14 protein-coding genes and 1 pseudogene are annotated in these 16839 nt (G+C 61.6%); 5 read left to right on the forward strand and 10 right to left on the reverse strand.

From position 1 onward, the window contains the following. Nucleotides 1–311: 311 nt before the first annotated feature. From J2754_RS06830 to J2754_RS06840, 3 genes are all read right to left on the reverse strand, one after another. Nucleotides 312–1718 (reverse strand): APC family permease, encoded by a 1407-nt coding sequence (locus tag J2754_RS06830; RefSeq protein ID WP_229772866.1) that lies wholly within the window; start codon nucleotides 1716–1718, stop codon nucleotides 312–314. A 422-nt stretch (nucleotides 1719–2140) separates the two neighbouring features. Continuing rightward, nucleotides 2141–2926 carry a sulfite exporter TauE/SafE family protein gene (locus J2754_RS06835; protein ID WP_229772867.1) on the reverse strand — a complete coding sequence of 262 codons (786 nt, stop codon included), beginning with the start codon at nucleotides 2924–2926 and terminating at the stop codon, nucleotides 2141–2143. Nucleotides 2927–3098: 172 nt separating this feature from the next. Further along, complete coding sequence (locus tag J2754_RS06840) at nucleotides 3099–5141, reverse strand: primary-amine oxidase (RefSeq protein ID WP_188879270.1); 2043 nt, start codon at nucleotides 5139–5141, stop codon at nucleotides 3099–3101. 489 nt (nucleotides 5142–5630) lie between these two features. On the opposite strand from J2754_RS06840, the gene J2754_RS06845 reads away from it, so the two are divergent. Then, nucleotides 5631–6446: an IclR family transcriptional regulator gene (locus tag J2754_RS06845; protein ID WP_211086998.1), complete on the forward strand. Its 816-nt coding sequence runs from the start codon at nucleotides 5631–5633 to the stop codon at nucleotides 6444–6446. Between the two features lie 6 nt (nucleotides 6447–6452). Here J2754_RS06845 and J2754_RS06850 read toward each other — a convergent pair whose 3' ends face one another. Continuing rightward, complete coding sequence (locus J2754_RS06850; protein WP_211086999.1) at nucleotides 6453–8144, reverse strand: amidase; 1692 nt, start codon at nucleotides 8142–8144, stop codon at nucleotides 6453–6455. A 248-nt stretch (nucleotides 8145–8392) separates the two neighbouring features. Between J2754_RS06850 and J2754_RS06855 the strand changes: the two genes are divergently transcribed. The 4 genes and pseudogenes from J2754_RS06855 to J2754_RS16700 all read left to right on the forward strand — a co-directional run bounded on the left by J2754_RS06855 (nucleotide 8393) and on the right by J2754_RS16700 (nucleotide 10556). Then, nucleotides 8393–8638, forward strand: coding sequence for a DUF2798 domain-containing protein (locus tag J2754_RS06855; RefSeq protein WP_188879273.1), 246 nt, complete (start codon nucleotides 8393–8395; stop codon nucleotides 8636–8638). Between the two features lie 57 nt (nucleotides 8639–8695). Then, nucleotides 8696–9331: pseudogene (locus tag J2754_RS06860) on the forward strand (IS6 family transposase). Between the two features lie 57 nt (nucleotides 9332–9388). Further along, a complete protein-coding gene (locus J2754_RS06865) occupies nucleotides 9389–10081 on the forward strand; it encodes a nucleotidyltransferase domain-containing protein (protein WP_211087000.1) in 693 nt (230 codons plus the stop codon). After that, entirely contained in the window at nucleotides 10071–10556 is a 486-nt protein-coding gene (locus J2754_RS16700) for a DUF8154 family protein (RefSeq protein ID WP_407647965.1), read from the forward strand. Before J2754_RS06865 ends, J2754_RS16700 begins: the two co-directional genes overlap by 11 nt. A gap of 24 nt (nucleotides 10557–10580) precedes the next feature. On the opposite strand, the gene J2754_RS06875 is transcribed toward J2754_RS16700, so the two are convergent. The 6 genes from J2754_RS06875 to J2754_RS06900 all read right to left on the reverse strand — a co-directional run bounded on the left by J2754_RS06875 (nucleotide 10581) and on the right by J2754_RS06900 (nucleotide 16838). Beyond that, entirely contained in the window at nucleotides 10581–11840 is a 1260-nt protein-coding gene (locus J2754_RS06875; protein WP_188879277.1) for a tyrosine-type recombinase/integrase, read from the reverse strand. Nucleotides 11841–11842: 2 nt separating this feature from the next. Then, nucleotides 11843–11986, reverse strand: a complete 144-nt coding sequence (locus tag J2754_RS06880) for a hypothetical protein (RefSeq protein WP_188879278.1) — start codon at nucleotides 11984–11986, stop codon at nucleotides 11843–11845. Nucleotides 11987–12151: 165 nt separating this feature from the next. Next, nucleotides 12152–13111 carry an FAD-dependent oxidoreductase gene (locus J2754_RS06885; RefSeq protein WP_211087001.1) on the reverse strand — a complete coding sequence of 320 codons (960 nt, stop codon included), beginning with the start codon at nucleotides 13109–13111 and terminating at the stop codon, nucleotides 12152–12154. Between the two features lie 88 nt (nucleotides 13112–13199). Further along, on the reverse strand, nucleotides 13200–14321 hold the full coding sequence (locus J2754_RS06890) for an ABC transporter substrate-binding protein (protein WP_245332919.1): 1122 nt from the start codon (nucleotides 14319–14321) through the stop codon (nucleotides 13200–13202). Nucleotides 14322–14379: 58 nt separating this feature from the next. Then, nucleotides 14380–15627: an ABC transporter substrate-binding protein gene (locus J2754_RS06895; protein ID WP_211087003.1), complete on the reverse strand. Its 1248-nt coding sequence runs from the start codon at nucleotides 15625–15627 to the stop codon at nucleotides 14380–14382. After that, nucleotides 15624–16838, reverse strand: a complete 1215-nt coding sequence (locus J2754_RS06900; RefSeq protein WP_211087004.1) for an ABC transporter substrate-binding protein — start codon at nucleotides 16836–16838, stop codon at nucleotides 15624–15626. The genes J2754_RS06895 and J2754_RS06900 overlap by 4 nt, the downstream gene beginning before the upstream one ends. Nucleotide 16839 lies beyond the last annotated feature (1 nt).

A 16839-nucleotide genomic window follows, 5' to 3' on the forward strand; every position in this document is an offset into this window, starting at 1 on the left:
CGCCACCCCCACCCGAATAGTTTTTTGACGTTTTCCAGCGGGGGGCGGCCATGGTGATTCGATGCGAGGCCGGGACGCGTCCGGAGTTCGTTCGCTCTCGCGGGACTCCGACTCGCGGCCAGGTGACGGCGCGGCTGTCCCCGGGGAATCGGGTGCGCGCCATGTCGGCACGCGGAACGTCTGTTCCGCCAGTCGGGACGGCGTGGCGGACGTCGACGCTGAACCGCGGCCCGCCGCGACGAAACGCCCCGGGAACCGGTAGAATGTCTGTTCCGTTGATTCTTGTTTCGGGCGGCGAGTCGACTCGGAGTTCAGTCGCTCGGCGTGGCCTTCGCGTCCCGTCTCGCCTTGAGTTGCGTGAGGCCCACGGCGACCACGGAGAGCGCGACCAGGATTCCGAGCGTCGTCACCAGGACCGAGTTCCCCGAGTAGAACAACGCGATCAAGAGACCGACGATGCCGACCACCGCGACGATCGGCGTCGAGTCGGGGCCGCCCGCGTAGAACGGGCGCTCGGCGTCCGGATACTTGTAGCGGAGCGCGATGACGCTCGCCAGAATCGTGATGTAGACCACGATGAACAGGTCGGCCGCGGCGTTGACAAGGACAGTCGGGACGGACACGACCCACAGGAGGACGAGAATAATACCGCCCGTGAGTACGAGTGCAGCATCCGGCGTCTGGAAGCGAGGGTTGATGTGGCCGAGGACCGCCGGTAGGTAGCCCTCGCGGCCGAGGTTCCAGAGCTGCCGGGATGTCCCGGCGAGTACGGCGTTGAACGTCGCGCCCGTCGCAACGAAGCTGATGATCGCCATGATCCACTTGCCGGTGGCGCCGAAGAACACCTCGAACGCGGTCACCTGCGGGAACGGCGAGGAGGCGAGCGCCTGCGAGGCGACCGATCCGTCCATTGCGATGATGAACGGGATGCGAACGACGAAGACGAGCGCGAGCACGGTGAACATCGCCTTCGGGAGGACGTTCTTCGCGTCTTCGACCTCCTCGGCGAGCGGCCCGAGGACCTCCCAGCCGACGAGCAACCAGATAGCGAACGGAATGTACGCCAGGATGGGCGTCCACCCACCGGGCGACCACGAGAGCTGCGACGGTTCAAACGGCGAGACACCGAACCCGCCGATCTGGAGCAGCGACATGACTACGATGGCACCCGCGAGTGCGATCAAGAGAACGGCGGCGGTTTTGCCGACCCAGTCGATGCCGAGGATGTTGATTCCGACGAACCCGACCACCAGTATCGTTCCCCAAATCTGCCACGAGAGTACGTTTGGGAACACGAAGTTTAAAATGTGGCCGACGATGTTCGCCTCCGAGGCCAGCGCAATGAACACCAGCCAGTAGACGAGCCCGATAACGACGCCCGCGCTCGATCCGAAACTCCGTTTCGCGTACGTCGTGAAGCTTCCCGCGACGGGAAACATCGTGGCGACCTCGGAGAGTCCAAATGCCGTGAGAATCATCAGTACGAACGCGATGGCCATGCTGATAATCAACCCAGAGCCGATCTGGCTGACTGCGCTCCCTGCGACGTACAGCGTCGTCGAAGAGGTGACGAGACCGAAGCCGATCGCGACCGCGGTCCAATACCCTAGCTGGCCGGTTTTAAGCTCCGTATTCTTGCCTCCCATAGGTATGACAATAGCCACCAGCCACCAGGCAAGCATAAAATTTTGGATGAAGTCAACCTTTTCGGCGAACATGTTACCCCGTGTTGGCAGTTCGACCGATGGACGTCGTCATCCCGGTGATTTCGAGAACCCGGTCGCCGGCGGAGGACTGTTATCTCAGTGACTTCTCTCGCCGGTCACCGTGCCGTCGAGACTCCCCCCCGAGGTGCGTCCTCCGTCAGCACCCGAGGACTACTCAGATTCCGACGGGCGGATCGCCGACACCGGCTATCCGATGTCGGAGGAGATCACGACCTATCGGCCGGTAGCAGCGTTGTGGGGGACCGATCGCGACACCGGCGACGGAACTCGTCCACCGATACCGGTGCCCGCCCGCTAGCTCCCCCCCAAGAGGCGGTACGCTTCCAGACATCCCCGGCAGCAGAACGTTCCCTCGACGTCCGATGCCGTCACAGGCGACCCCGATAGCGACGCACCGCAGTGCGTGCAGCCGCTCATGGCAAAAGAAGGGGATGGTAGAACGGTAGATGGACGGTTGGAACGGCGATACCGAGCATCGAGAGGCCGTGCGAGAGCGGGATGTAGCCCATTACGAGAAACACCGCCCCGAGCGCGCGTCTCGAAAGCATGCCGTGGCGACCGTTGAGTGACCCGGCCGTCGTGCCGACCGCGAGCATCGTCGGCGTCGTCGAGATCCCGAGCACGCCGAGCGCGACGGCTCCTGACACCGGATCTGCTTGCGTGAACGCGTAGAGGTACGCGGGGAAGAGCAGCGGACACGGGAGCACGCTGTGCGTCGCGCCGAGCACGAGCACGCGCGGCGGGACGACCCAACCGTCCAGCGCCGACGAGACCGACCGATGGAGCCGACCGAACGCTCGTCCGCCGAGCCGTCCACCGGGAACGCGGTCCAGTACGCTCCCCATCCGACCGGACAGCCGATAGAGACCAACGCTAACGATGAACGTGCCGACGACGACACCGAATAGGGCCCGAACGAGCGTCCCATATCGACTCACGGCCGCTGCGCCGTAGAGGACCGTCCCTAACAGACCGAACGTGAAGCCGAGCGCGATGTATCCGGCCGTTCGTCCGAGATTGAACGTGAGCTGCTGGCGGACGAGTGTCGAGCGTTCGATGCCGCCCCGCCGGTCGTCGTAGCGCTCCGCGTAGAGCGACGCGAGCGGCCCGCACATCCCGATGCAGTGCGCGCCGCCGAGGAGTCCGACGAGCGCAAACACTCCCAGTTCGACCGTTGTCTTTTCGACGACAGCGCTCACGCACCACCACCTCGCCCGATCCGTTTCGGCGCGGTCAGCCGCCGGTCCTCGCGCGAACACGCCCCGAGTCGAGAGCGTGACGGGCGATCGGGCAGTAGTCGTAACGCGGTCCGTTCGAGTCTGTGTACGTACTGGGGCATCGATCGCTATCGTCCGCTGTCGCGTGCAGTCGTCAGTCGTCAGTCTGGCTCACCGCGTCGGGATCATCGTACTTCTCCGCCCGGCGCTGCTGGACGTCCTTGATGGCGTGTTCGGGAGGGACGTCTATCGAGGGATTCTCGTCGAAGAAGTTCACCGGTTCGAGCTTGAAGCTCGCGATATGTACTGGGAGGATTGGCCAGTCCTCCGGGCGCGTGATGTGGTTAACGCCGAGCGTATACCAGAGCACGATGTCCTCGCCGTCGAGCGAGCGGTCAGCCTCGGTCCACTCGGGAAGACCCTCACTGCCGGGGTTCTGGTTCGGGTACTCGCCGGCGGGGAACCGCTCGTCGTCGCGGTGTGGAGTCGCCCAGATGTGGTTATCGATGAATGACGCGCGCGCTTGCACGCTTGAGCCGGGCTGCGCGCACGCTTCGACGTTCTCGCCGGGCGCGAGCTTGTATCCGGCCGGCTCGTCGACGCAGTTCGTCTTGTTCGGATTGACGACCTGCCAGTAGCGGCCCTTGTGCGGGTCGGTGAGTTCCTGGGCTTCCTGTTCGGATTCGAGCTGGGTTTTCTCAGCGTAGAACGCCTGCCCAGCCGGATTCATCTGTTCGGGGTCGCCAGGCCAGTCGTTCTGCACGCCGTTCGGTCCCGCAGGGACAGCCTGGTTCTGGACGCGGTAGAGCTCGTTCTCTGCGCCATCGATGTCGACATCGAGGCGGAAATTGAAGAAGTGTTGGTGGATCATCCCCTTCACCTGTGGGGCGAGTTCCTCGGCGAACCCACCAGGGTCCTCGTCGGGAGCCATGAGGCCGACGCTGTCGATACCGGTGAGTCGCACCTGCCCCTCAATGGAGCCGTCCTGGTAGAGGTACCAGTTGAACTGGTAGTCGTAATTCCCAACGGTGGCGACGAAGGAGATGACGAGTCGGCGGTTTCGGCGCACTTCGGTGTTCTCGGTGCGCCAGTCGGTGTGCTTCCAGAGGGTACCGTAGTCCTCCTCGTGGAGGCAGATGGCGTTCGGAATGACGTTGACATCGCCACTGCTATCGCACATGACGCCGTCGAAGTAGTGCATGTAGCCGAGACAGTCACAGCCTTCTGTGAGCGGATTGGCGAGACTGCCGATGTTGTACTCACCGACGTCGAAGGCGTTCTTCCAGTTTTCGTTGGGGTCGCGGCTCCCGTACGGGACGGACATCTCGGCGCAGGACGCGCGATTGAGGACGGAGCGAATCTCACCGTCGTCCTCGTAGCCGACATTGTGGAGGACGAGTCCCTCGCGCTGCGTCCAGCCGACGCGCAAGTGCCAGTTCTGCCACTCAACTTTCCGGCCGTCGATGTCCCAGCTCGGCCCCTCGGGCTGATCGACGTTGTACGGCTTCAGGTCGGTGCGAAGGTCTCGGTGCTCCTCGCGGTACTGCGCGTCTTCGAGTTCGTCGATGACGTTCGACTCGCTGACGCCGGTGTCGAGTACCTTGACCACCTCCATGTCGTCCAGATCGACCCAGGCGTGGACGCCGTCGAGCGGGCGGGCGTATCCGTTGTCGTCTTCGCTGGTCCGGATGAAGGACATCGCGTGCGAGAGGCGACGGTCGGTGTCGATGTCGTCGGGGACGAGGTGGTGGCCGGCGGACCAGGGGTCAACAATAGCGAGGTCGAAGTTCTCGACGCCGCGTTTCGCGACGGCCTGCCGCCACTCTTCGTTCGCTTTTACGGTCTCTTCGCAACGATCGAACTCCTCGAGTGTGATGGACGGCTGGACCCCTTCGATGTGTTCCCAAGACGTGAGTTCGCCGTCGGTGAGGGAGATGTACGCCTCGTACGTCGCCTTCTCGATCGGGTCACGGAGTATGACGAACGCCTTGCGGGATGGCACGGTGCCGTTCTTTTCGTAGTCGCGGAGAGCGTCCTTCGAAGGCTCGTCGAGGACGATTTTCACGTAGCGAGTCGCGGAGTCAATGTCCCGTTCGCTTTCGAGGATGTCGCGTGCAGCCTCGATCTCGCTCCGTGTGAGGGGATCGACTGGATGATCGATAGTCTGATCGACCGCCGATTCTGGCTCTGTCGCCATGACAGGCAATGTCTTTCGAATCAAGCCTAATAAATGCTTCTGTGATCAAGGTCTGATGCTGTTCGATGCGTCCGCTGGTCGAACGGTTTCGTTCGATAGTCCCTGTATACAGGGTTGACGACCATATTTTTACACCAATATCGTCGTAATAGGTTGCTGGATACACTCTACTATTTATGCAGAAATTCCCGCTTCGCCCGACTGGAACAGCGAAACATAGCGTGATAATACACACTATGGTATATTTTCTCTTCTGACAAAAGTATGATGCACATTTTGAGATGAAAATTGAATGATCTATATGCCCTGAACTATATCAATTCCACCATATTGAGAGTTGCCACTCGGCACCTGAGGAGGATAGAGATGATACTCCATATATACGTATTCAAATTCGATACGTCTCTCTCAGCGACCGGTGTGGCACATCACTGGGGTACTAGTCCACGCGGGGTAACGGTTATGTTCCCATGCTAGTATTGTAACCGCATGCCAGACAGAACTGATCGAATTGTACAGACGACAGCGAGATCTTTGGATATCATCAACGTCGTGGAGGCTATGAATGGTGCGACGATGTCCGAACTCCGCGAGCAGATCGACATGGCGGAAAGCACGCTCTACAAGCACCTAAACGTGCTACTGGAGCACGGCTACCTGATGAAACGAGACGGCCAATACGAGCTCGGCTTCGAGCTGTTCCATCTCGGTGAGTACGTCAAGAAGACTGTCGAACCCTACCAGCTCATCAACCGCACGATCACGGAACTGCGAGAAGAGATCCCGGAGCAAGTCGAGTACGGCGTCGAATCGAACGGACTGCTCGTTGGATACATCCCCTCCACTAACTATAATTCGAGCTTATTCTACGACCTAACAGAAGATCCGAGGTGCGACGTCGTAGACTACGCTGGGAGCAAGGCGCATCTCCACACGAACGCGATCGGAAAAGCGATGCTCGCTGAAATGTCCGATCGGCGAGTCAGAGAGATAGCGGATCGATACGGTCTGGCGAAGCAAGCGAAAAACACGATAACATCCATCGACGCGCTGCTCGATGAGCTCACGACGATCCGCAGGAACGGGTACGCGACGACGGACGAAGAGTGGGACGACGGCCTTCGAGAGATCGGAATGGTCGTCGCGCCGTACGACGATGCTATCGGCGGATTCAACGCTTTCGGGCCGTTATATCAGGTCAGTGATGAGCGACTCTACGAGGAGCTGCCCGAGATACTAGCCGACACCGTCGAGAGCTTGGAGGCGGAGATCCGCGCCAGAGACAAGGACGAGAACACCGGCTGAGTCGGGTCAGGAGAGGGGTGGATAGTTGTCCGCCCACGGACGCCGGCGTTCGACCGCGCCGCTCGCCGCCAGCACGGTGTCCTCTGCGAACCGGGACCCGACGAGTTGTGCCCCGATCGGAAGCCCCTCACTGGAGAGTCCCGCGGGGAGGGACGCGGCTGGATGTCCAGTGAGGTTGAACGGCCACGTGAGGAAGGCCTCCTTGTCCGTCGACACCGGCGTGCCGTCGATCGCACCTGGGGCTCGCTCCCCCTTCTCGAACGGCGGTGTGGCGAGCGTTGGTGTGAGCAAGAGGTCGTACTCATCGAGAACGTCCGCAATGGATTCGTACGCGCGAGATCGAAGCACGTTCGCCTGGTGGTACTCCACCGCGCTGTACTCGCGCCCCCGCTCGACGTATTCGACGATATGGGGCGAGAGTTCGTCGCGGTGGTCGGCCATCAGATCGATGTTCATTCCTCGTTTGAGGCTCTCGAAACTCGACGCCATGCTGGACTCAATGAGCGTGTCATAGCTGCGCAAGAGTACTTCGAGCGAGAGCCCCAACTCGACGTCGATCGGCTCGACGGTCGCTCCAGCGGCTGTGAGTGTGTCTGCGACACCTTCGACGATGTCCACAACCGCAGACTCGACCTCGAAGACACCGAGGTCGCTGCTGAACGCGATAGAGAGCTCATCGATCGGGCGTTCGACTGCGTTCAGGTAGTCGATCCCGCCGTCGGGGACGCTGAGCGGATCGCGGGAGTGTTCGCCGGCTATCGTCGCCAGGAGGAGGGCGGTATCCTCGACCGTCCGCGTCAGGCCGCCGTACGAGACGAACGGAGCGACGTCGCGGAACAGGTCCGGCAGCGAGGCGTTCGGGACGGTTCCCGGCGTCGGTTTCAACCCGTACACACCGCACGCGCTCGCGGGAATCCGAAGCGAGCCCGCGACGTCTGAACCGAGCGCAATCGGGATCATCTGGGATCCCACGGCTGACGCGCTGCCGCCGGACGAGCCTCCGGCCGTCTTGCTGGAATCGAACGGATTGCCCGTCGAACCGAACATCGGGTTCGTTGTGTCGCCGGACGCCCCGAACTCGGGGCTGTTCGTCGAGCCCACCACAATCGCGCCCGCGTCTTGGAGTCGCTGGACGATGACTGATGTCGCATCGGGCAGAAGTTCACCGATCGGAGCCACCCCGCCGAGTGTGTACGGCATCCCTTCGACGTGTGAGTCGAGGTCTTTGAGCGCGACGGGGACCCCGTGGAGCGGTCCGACCGGCTCTCCATCGTCAAGCGCGCGTTCCGCATCGGCGGCCTCCTCGCGCGCAGCGTCTTCGCGGAGGTGGACGAACGCGTTGAGTTCGTCGTTGCGTTGCCCGATTCGATCGAACGTTTTATCAGTTTCCTCAACGGGTGAACGACGACCGTGGCGGATGTCGAACGCCAGTTCTACCGCGGACCGCGTCACATTTGCCATGCGTCGCCTGTGTGATGGTATAATATTAACGTTTCGCCGGTGTGGGTATCGGTGTTCGATGTGCCCAGTCGCCGCGCCGGATAGTGGCAGAAGGCGCTCGATCCACATATGAGAGAGCTTTCTAGCGTTCACCGGATTCATGGATGGTAGATACAACGGTACGCTCGCTCCGGTCCGGGGATCTCTCTCTCGTTTTCGGGCGGGCACCCCACCGCTTAGCGTTTGAACCTCCCTCACGAGGGAGCACCCCTCCTATAATGGAGATAACCACAAGAAGAATTACATATATATTGTCGTAATATTAAAAATGGTCTCCACTATTGAGGGAGCGAAGCGGCTCACTGTGCAGTCGCGCGCGTAATCGGGGGGGGGGAGGTTCGTCGGATCCTGACCGTACCAACGTGTTACGGCGAAAGAACTATATTACCACGGTTGAGATTACCACCCATGGTTCGGATGCTGCCAGATAGAGGAGGAGACGGCGCATGAACCGTAACGAAATGCTCGGTGAGGTCGTATTCTCGGGTATCATGTCGTTCTTCATAGGAATGGTTGCATCCACTGTGTTAGTGATCGTCTTCAGCGGTCTCGGCCCGGGGTTCGTGATGCGATGGCTCACGTCCGTCGTGCTCGCGTTTATCATTGCGTGGCCGACGGCCGTCGTTTGTACGCCGCTCGCCGTCCGAATCCAGAACCGCCTCCCGGTACCCAACAATCAGGCCGTATCGTAGGTTCTGGTCGTGTTTAGTTAAGGCTGAAAAGTGAGGCGGGATTGATTCTCGCTATCAATGGCTGAAATCACCCACCTCAGCGGTCGTAGCGACTGGATCAACTTGGAGTTTGTGGAGCGAGAGCGGACACCGAGCGAGCTGATGGAACTGGGTATTCGACTTCATTTGTCGGGACTCTCACTTTCGAATACCATCTTGGAACTTGAGAAGTTCGGTGTCGAACGGTCGCGGAAAGCGGTTCACGACTGGGTACAGAAAGCCGATCTACAGCCAGCCAGCGATGCGAGTCCAGATCACATCGCGCTCGACGAAACGGTGATCCGAATCAACGGACAGCAGTTCTGGCTGTACGCCGCCGTCGATCCCGGAACGAACAAATTCCTCCATGTTCGGCTGTTTACGATGGCTACGATAGCATTGACGCAGTAGTTTCTGCGGGAGCTTCGTGAGAAGCACGACGTCTCCGACGCTGTGTTTTTCGTCGATCACGCCCAGCACCTAGCGGCTGCACTCCATCGAGCAGGACTCCGATTTCAAACCGTTCGTCATGGGAATCGGAACGCTGTCGAATATATCTTCCAAGAAATAAAGCGACGCACTTCATCGTTCAGAAATAGTTTCAGCCACGTTGATCCCGAGACCACAGAAACGTGGTTACAAGCCTTCGCTGTCTGGTGGAACTCGCTTATCTAAACACGATGGATTGACTGACGGGTAGGCTTATTATACCTCGTTGCATATGATCGGACAGTGTCCGAGAAATCGAAACAAGGAATAAACGTTTGCATCAGTCTGCATCCTGATAGCGATGAGCGTGTCTTCCGGTTGGAAGCAGCGGACGACATCGCCCGGATTCTCGTTGACGCACACGACTCGGAATTCACGATTCGCGACCTCGTCAACGAGACGGGGTACAGCCGATCCACGGTTTGGCGTGCCGTCGACTTCTTAGCGAACATTGGCATCGCACACGTTCGTGAGACACCACAGCGAAACTACGTCAAAATCGATCCCGAACACCTCCAGAAGGACGACCCAATCCTCGCGATTGCGCAGTCTGAGTACCGCGAGCCGATCCGAGCGTTCATTCGACGCGTTCGGTCCACACTTGCGGATGAACCTGCCGTCGACGATCTCCTCGGAATTCTCGTCTTCGGGAGCGTCGCACGCGGTGAGGCTGACCGGAAGAGTGACATCGACATCTTCGTTCTCATTGATGGCGACCGCACCACTGCTCGACGCCGTATCTCCCAAGTTGCGGCTAATCTCGAGGAGCAACCATTTGACGGGGACCGATATACGTTCGAACCGTTCGTTGAAACGCCCGAGAGCGCCACACGTGCCGGTGAAAAGCTCTATGAGATATTCCGTGGCGGAATCACGGTGTACGGCACGGAGCGGTTCCACGAGGTCCGAAAGAAGGTGATGGCGAGTGAGCGGTAGTCGAATCGAGTCACTCGTCGATGAAGTGCAGGCCGCGTTCGATCGACGACCGGAGGACGTTGAGGCTGGTCTTGAGACGAATGAAGCGGACGTCCTTCAGCTGCGGAAATCGTGTCGCCTTCTTCGCGGTGCGGACCTCCTTCTCGAGGAAGGATTCTACACGCTCGTAATCGAGGCATCGTTCGTCGCGATAGAGCGTGTGATCGAGTTTCGATTGCTCGAGAGTGGAGTCGAGCCACGAGACCTCCCCGGCACGCATCCTGGTGCCTACACCGAAGCAGCCCAGCGTGGCATCCTCTCAGAATACAGCGCGATGGACATCCAAGAGCTGTGGCGCGATCACCGCGCGAAAACCTACTATCAGGACGGTCTTGCAGCCCGTCAACGAGCTGAAATCCTCTATGAGCTTGCGACCGAGACACACGAGTTCATCGTGAATCAGTCGTCCAAACGTCACGAGTGTCTCTGCACGTAGTCCTACAACTCGTGTTACATCTCCTCAGAGGTGCTCCTCGAAGATGTCTGCCAACTCCTCTTGGACGAGTTCTCGCATTGCGTCGGCGCGGGCTTGGCGACGCGTCTGCTCGTCGAGGTAGTTGCGTTCCGACACCGACGCGTCCCGCGACCCCTGTGAGGCGGCGACGGCGGCGGTCCCCGCTTCGATGGTCGGGCGCTGTTGACGGTAGAGGCGGTACCACGTCCGCCGTCCCATCTTCGGGAGGGGACGCTCGCCGTCGATCGTGACGTCGGCGCGCTCGCCGAGGTCACGGAGCCAGCGCCGTGCTGTCTGCGTGGAGATCGGCTGCTCGATCGACTGACCGGGGAGGAGGTAGCCGGTCCACTCCCCATCTTCGGCGAGCACGTCGATGCGTTCGGTGATGGCGTCGACGCCGACGAGGATCTCGACCGTATTGCGCGTGCGGCGGGCGTTCTTGCGTTGGCCGGCCTCGAAGGCGATGTAGGGGACGTCGCCCTCACCGGGGTCGAGTTCGAGTTGGTCGACGTGCAACTCGCAGGCTTCGATGGGTCGGAGACCCCAGCCGGCGAGCGCCAGCAGCAGGAAGCGCTCCTCGTCGGTCGCGACGTCGAGGAGCGCGACAAGGTCGTTCCGAGAGAGGGCGGGATGGTCGTAGACGGGGTCTTCGTCCCAGCCGAAGCGATTCAGCAGACTCTCGGCGGGGTTGTAGAGGCCGCGTCCCATCTCGACGAGGAACGTGTACCAGTTTTTGACGGCGGAGACGTACTTCTTCTTCGAGGCGAGCGTCCCGAGCTCGTCGTCGAGGACGCGGAAGGTGTCCCGGACGCGGGCGATCTCGTCCGGCTTCTCGGTCTCGTCGAGGAGCGGCGAGAGCAGGTCACTCGTGTCGTTCACTTCCCGGTAGGTCGTGACGTACGTCTTCAGTCGGGAGCGACGCGGCCCCACCGTCGTCGGGGCGCGCCCGCGGTCGCGCTCAAGCTCCTCAAGGTAGTCCTCCAGGCCGTGCACCGTGGGCTCGTGGTCGATTCCCCACTCGTCGTTCTTCTCGGGGTTCGGCGGGAGTCCGACTTCGTCGTAGAACTCGCCCGGCGAGAGGTCGTAGTCGCGTCGCAGGCGTTCGACGAACCCCGAATAGTTGCCCTTCAGCCACGCGTAGGTCGGCGTCCCCCGGTCGGGGTCGATATCGACGTCCGGGTCGGCGCGGAGCGCGGGCGCGATCTCCGCCTCGTAGAACTGGGCGAAGTCGTCGAGGTCGTCGAAGCGGGCGTACGTCGCTTCCATGGCTATTCCGGCCGGGAGGGGTCGCTCGCAGCATCCGGTCGGTAGACGTCGGCAGCGGCGTCGATGTCGAGTTCGCGGCAGGTACGGGTGGGAATGCTCGCTCGCTTCCCCGAAACCGTGCGTTCCGAACCGCCGCTCTCACTCACGCTCGCGACGAGGAGCGCGACGCGCATAAGCCTAGTGTGTGACCACACGACTAGCGCCGCCGTCGAGGTGATGGCGCGCCGTACGACGGTTCTGTCCCCGGACTGGTGGCGGGAGTCAGTGCCGCGGCGCCACGAGCCAGCCGACTGCCCGACGTGGGTCGTGGTTCAGTTAGCGACGCTCGTCTCCTCCAGTTCCTGTACGTACTCACGCAAGCGCTCGTCGTCGAGAACGTCGAGGAGGAGCTCGTCGTCCAGACGCTCCGCCCACCGCCGTTTAGCGCGCTCCTCCCGTCGTTGGGCTTCCTCGCGATCCATGTACGACGACTTCATCCGTTCGACGTCCTGCTCCTGGATCTCCCTGAGGTGTTCCGGGTCGATGTCGTGGTCTTCGGGCACACGGTGGGTTCGGAACCGCTCGTTCCACGCCTCCTCGTCGTCCCAGTCGTGATCCACGGTCGACCGGGGCCAGTTCCAGGACCGGTAGGCCGCGACCTTCTCCCAGTAGCCCTGATCGCGGCGAACGTCGACGACGACGGCCATTCCGACCTCCATTCCGTTCCCCGCCGCCGTGAGCGCCTGCGTCCCCCGTCCCACTTGTGCGCCGGCAACGTACAGCCCGTCGACCGGCGCTCGCCCCTCCTCGTCGACGTAGTCCAGTGACACGTGTTCGTGCACGTCCCCGTCTCCGTGCTGGTGTGATTCGAACATCTCGTCCTCGTCGTCCAGCCCCTCGAGGTAGTCGCGGTCGTACGTCGTCGCCGCGACGACGCGGTCCGAATCGACGGTGCGACCCTCCTGCGTCTCGACGAGGAACCCACCCGCTTCGCACTCCTCGATCGAGAGAACCATATCCGAGACGACGGTACCGCCCGCCTCCTCGACGTGTTCGTGTATCAACTCGTAGAACGACTGGATGTCGACGCCCCACGGGAACCCGAGGTAGTTCTCCAGGTATGCACACCGGCTGAGTGCCGACTTCCCGCGGTCGAACACGACCGTATCGAGGCCGTACTGGGCGGTGTACAGTGCGGCGGCGGATCCCGCCGGACCGCCACCGACGACGACGACGTCGACCGTGTCGTTGCTCGTACTCGCTTCCTCTCCCCCGCTCTTCTCCTCTGCCATATCTTTAGGCAGGCCTAAAAGATAATAAGCGTATCGTTTTTGGGGATTAAATTACATAAACGGTGCACTCGGAGACGGCGCGCGACGATTACCGCCCCGTGATCACGTTCGCGAGTCTATCGCGGTCGAATATGTGTCCGTCCGCGAACCGGTCCGGATAGTAGAGGCCGGCGTACCGTTCGAGCATGAACAGATTGTGGAGCGGGCCGCAGAAGATCGGCCCGCCACGGAAGACCTGATCGTTCTCCACCGCGGATAGCTGACTGCCGACCTCGTGATCGCGGATGTGTGATACGATCAACTCCTCGAACGCCTCACGGGTTCGCGCTTTGCCGCGATACCGAAGAAGGAGCGAGTCCGGATCGATTTCGAGAAGCGTCTCATAGTCGATACTGCCACTATCGCTGGTCGAGAATCCGCTGACGTCGGTGTCAGCGAACGCATCGGCGATGCCCAGCGTGTGGAAGTGTTCCTTGTTCGCACCTTTCCCCGAGAGACGGTACGGGTAGAACTCCTCGGGGTCGTCTGGGGCATAGAGGAGCAGTGCGTCGGGCCGCTGGTCCGCCGCCGGGAGTTCCGCTTCGATAGCCGCGACCGTCTCCTCGTGTATCGATCGGATGGCCTCGAACCGCTCGCGCTCCCGGACCACCGCCGCGACCTTCTCGAACGCCTCGTACAGTGTGTAGTATCGGTAGTCGTGCCACGGGTCGGTCCGTCGGAAGATGACGTTCCCGAGGAAGGGCGCAACTCCCTCCGCGATCTCCTCGACGTCTGCGTTCGACCAGCTGTCGAGAATCCGCGTCAGCCAGTGTGGGTCCATGAGGTGAAGGTCCGCGTCCATCTCGTAGAAGACCTCCTTCGAAACACCGCCGTTCTTGCTTGCGAGCTGAGTCAGGCTGCTCGAATCGATCGACACGCCGTCGAGTTCGTCGTAGTGGGTCGTTAGGTACTGGCGGCGGGTTCGGATGGACTCGACCGCATCGCCGTGACCCAGCGCGACCAGCATGTCGATGTACGTGGGATCACACCCCGCGATCACCTCGGAGACGCGATCGAACGCGACGGTGCCGGTCGGTTCCATGGTGACCGCGTACGCCCCGTCCGATGTGGCGTTCGTCGCGGGCTCGGTCGCCGTGCGCCTCGGATCCGACCCGCGGTCCACACAGCCGGCCAGAAGCGATCCAGCGACGACTGCACTTCCGTACTTCATATACTCTCGTCGAGTCGACGCTTCTGCCGCACTCGAGTTGGTGTTCTCGTTGTTCATTTTAGATTTCCCCGCTAACGATGTCGACGACGGCTTGTCGGTCGAACAGCTGTTCACTCTCCGAAATCTCGGGATACAGCTCACCGGAGCCGTATCCCGGCCACTCTCCGAACTGATCGGGGTAGAGCTGCTTGGCCGTCATCTCCAGATTGAAGAGGCTCATGATCGGACCCTGCATCCCGTACCCGGACGGGTAGTAGCGCTCGTCTCGAAGCGCCGGAATGTCGTCCGCGAGTGGGTTGTCGAGGACCGCTTCGCGACCTCGGATGAACGTCTCGCCGAGGGCAGTCCCCCAATATCGAAGCATCACGTCCGGTTGTGCCTCGACAAGCGCCTCGAAGTCGTAGGATCCGTCGGCCTCCAGACCGCCTTCGATCGTCTCGAACGCGTTCTCGATACCCATCGGACGAACATGCGCCCAGATGTAGCCGTCCTGCGTGAAGTCGTACGGCCAGAATGTGCCACCGCTGTAGGCGACGATAGCGACTGACGGCCGTTCGGATTCCGGCGGGAGGTTCGCCTGAATCCGGGCGACGAGGTCATCGCGCATCGATTTGAACGCCTGATAGCGTTCCTCTTCCCGGAGAACGGCGGCGATCTTTTCGATGTACTCCCAGAGCGTGTAGTACTCGTAGCCATCGCGGTAGGCGTCGGGCGGATCGGCGTTTGTTCGGCTGTAGTAGTTCCCGAACCACGGCCCGACGTCCTCCGCGATCGCGTCGATGTCCTCTTCGCTCCACCCGAACGATGAACTCCGCAGGAGCGCGGGATCGAGGAAGTGAACGTCGCTATCGAGCTCGTAGAACGCTTCCATATCCAACACCCCCGGGTCGTCAGCCGACGTGACTCGGCCGAGGTCTTCCCACTCGAAGGTGACCGATTCGAGGCGGTCGTAGTAGTAGGAGACCGTGTTGCCGAACAGCTGTTTGTCGTATCCGATGGCGTTGATCGACTCACCGTGGCCGAGCGCGACGGCAGTACCCGCCGACAACGGGTAGTACGTCAGGAAATCGGATGGAACGCTGTCGAACTCCACGTCCCCGACCGGCGATAGCGTAACCGCGTAGGACCCGGTTGCCGTCGTGGCGGTGTCGGTACTCGCGTCGCTCGTCGCGGCTGTGCTAGTCGGTTCGTTACTCGTTGTACCGACACACCCGGCGAGCAGTCCCCCACCGACGATCGCGCCGCCGCCCTTGAGGACGTCTCTGCGCGTCGACACCTCCTCCGTCGTCGTATCACGTGAGGTCATGCTTCGAACTCCCCGTTGATGATGTCCGCGACGCGTCGTCGATCGAAGAGCTGCTCGTCCGCCGGGAACTCGGGGTACGGACCGCCAGTATAGTCGGGCCACGCGCCGAACCGGTCGGGGTAGAGCTCCTTGGCGACCATCTCCAGCTGGAAGAAGTTCATAATCGGGCCGCCGTACCGGGCGCTAAGGGGATAGACGCGGTTGTTCTTCACCGCGGAAATCTCGCTGGCGACCGGGTCGTCGCGGAGGTTCTGCTTCTGCGCCCGCCAATCGTCCGCCCGAGCGAACGCGTTCTCGACGAGGATGACCTCCGGGTCGGCCTCGACGAGCGCCTCCAAGCCGATCGTATCGCTCTCCGGGATGTCCGCGAGCACGTCGTCGACGCCGAACGGACGCGTGTGCGAACGGATGAACCCGGGACCGTCCATGTGGAAGACCCAGATCGAGTCCAGGTCCGGAGACATCATCACACGGGCTGTTCGCGGACGCTCGTCGTTCGACGGAACGTTCGCTGCGATCGTCGCATCGAGGTCGGCTTTGACTTCCGAGAGCGCGTCGTACCGCGCCCGCTCCTGAAACACCTCCGCGACCTGCTCGAATATCTCCCAGAGCGTGTAGTACTGGTACTGGTCCGCCCAGTCCGCCGGCGGTTCGCTGTGGTTCCGACTCAGCGCGTTTCCGAACCACGGCGCGACCGCCGTTCGGACTTCCTCGACGTCCGCGGTATCCCACGCGTCCATCGTCGAGACGTACGCCGGATCGGCCAGGTGAACGTCGCTGTCGAGCTCGTAGACGATCTCTTTGTCCGGATTCCACGAGTTGTAGAGGTCCGCCCAATCGACAGACACCCCGTCGAGGCGTTCGAGGACCTTGTCGTAGTTGCCCTCGAAGTTGGCGGGACTGTACATCGCGTTGAGCGCGTCGCCGTGACCGAGCGCGACGACCATATCGGTGTGATGGACGAGGATCGTGAACACGCTCTCCGGCGGCTGGTCGAACTCGACGGTACCTGCCGGCGCCAGCGTCACCGAGTATGGTTCGTCCTCCTGCGTCGTCGTGGTCGTCGAATCAGGCGCTGGGGTCGTCGTCGACTCGCCGGCGCTGCCGGTACAGCCAGCGAGCAGGCCGCCGCCAATGATTGCGCCGCCGTACGTCAGGTAGTCACGCCGCGTCGGTACGTCTGTCGTCCTCGTATCGTTGTTGTCACTCATG

Source organism: Halarchaeum nitratireducens, assembly GCF_017874695.1.
Lineage (GTDB): Archaea > Halobacteriota > Halobacteria > Halobacteriales > Halobacteriaceae > Halarchaeum > Halarchaeum nitratireducens.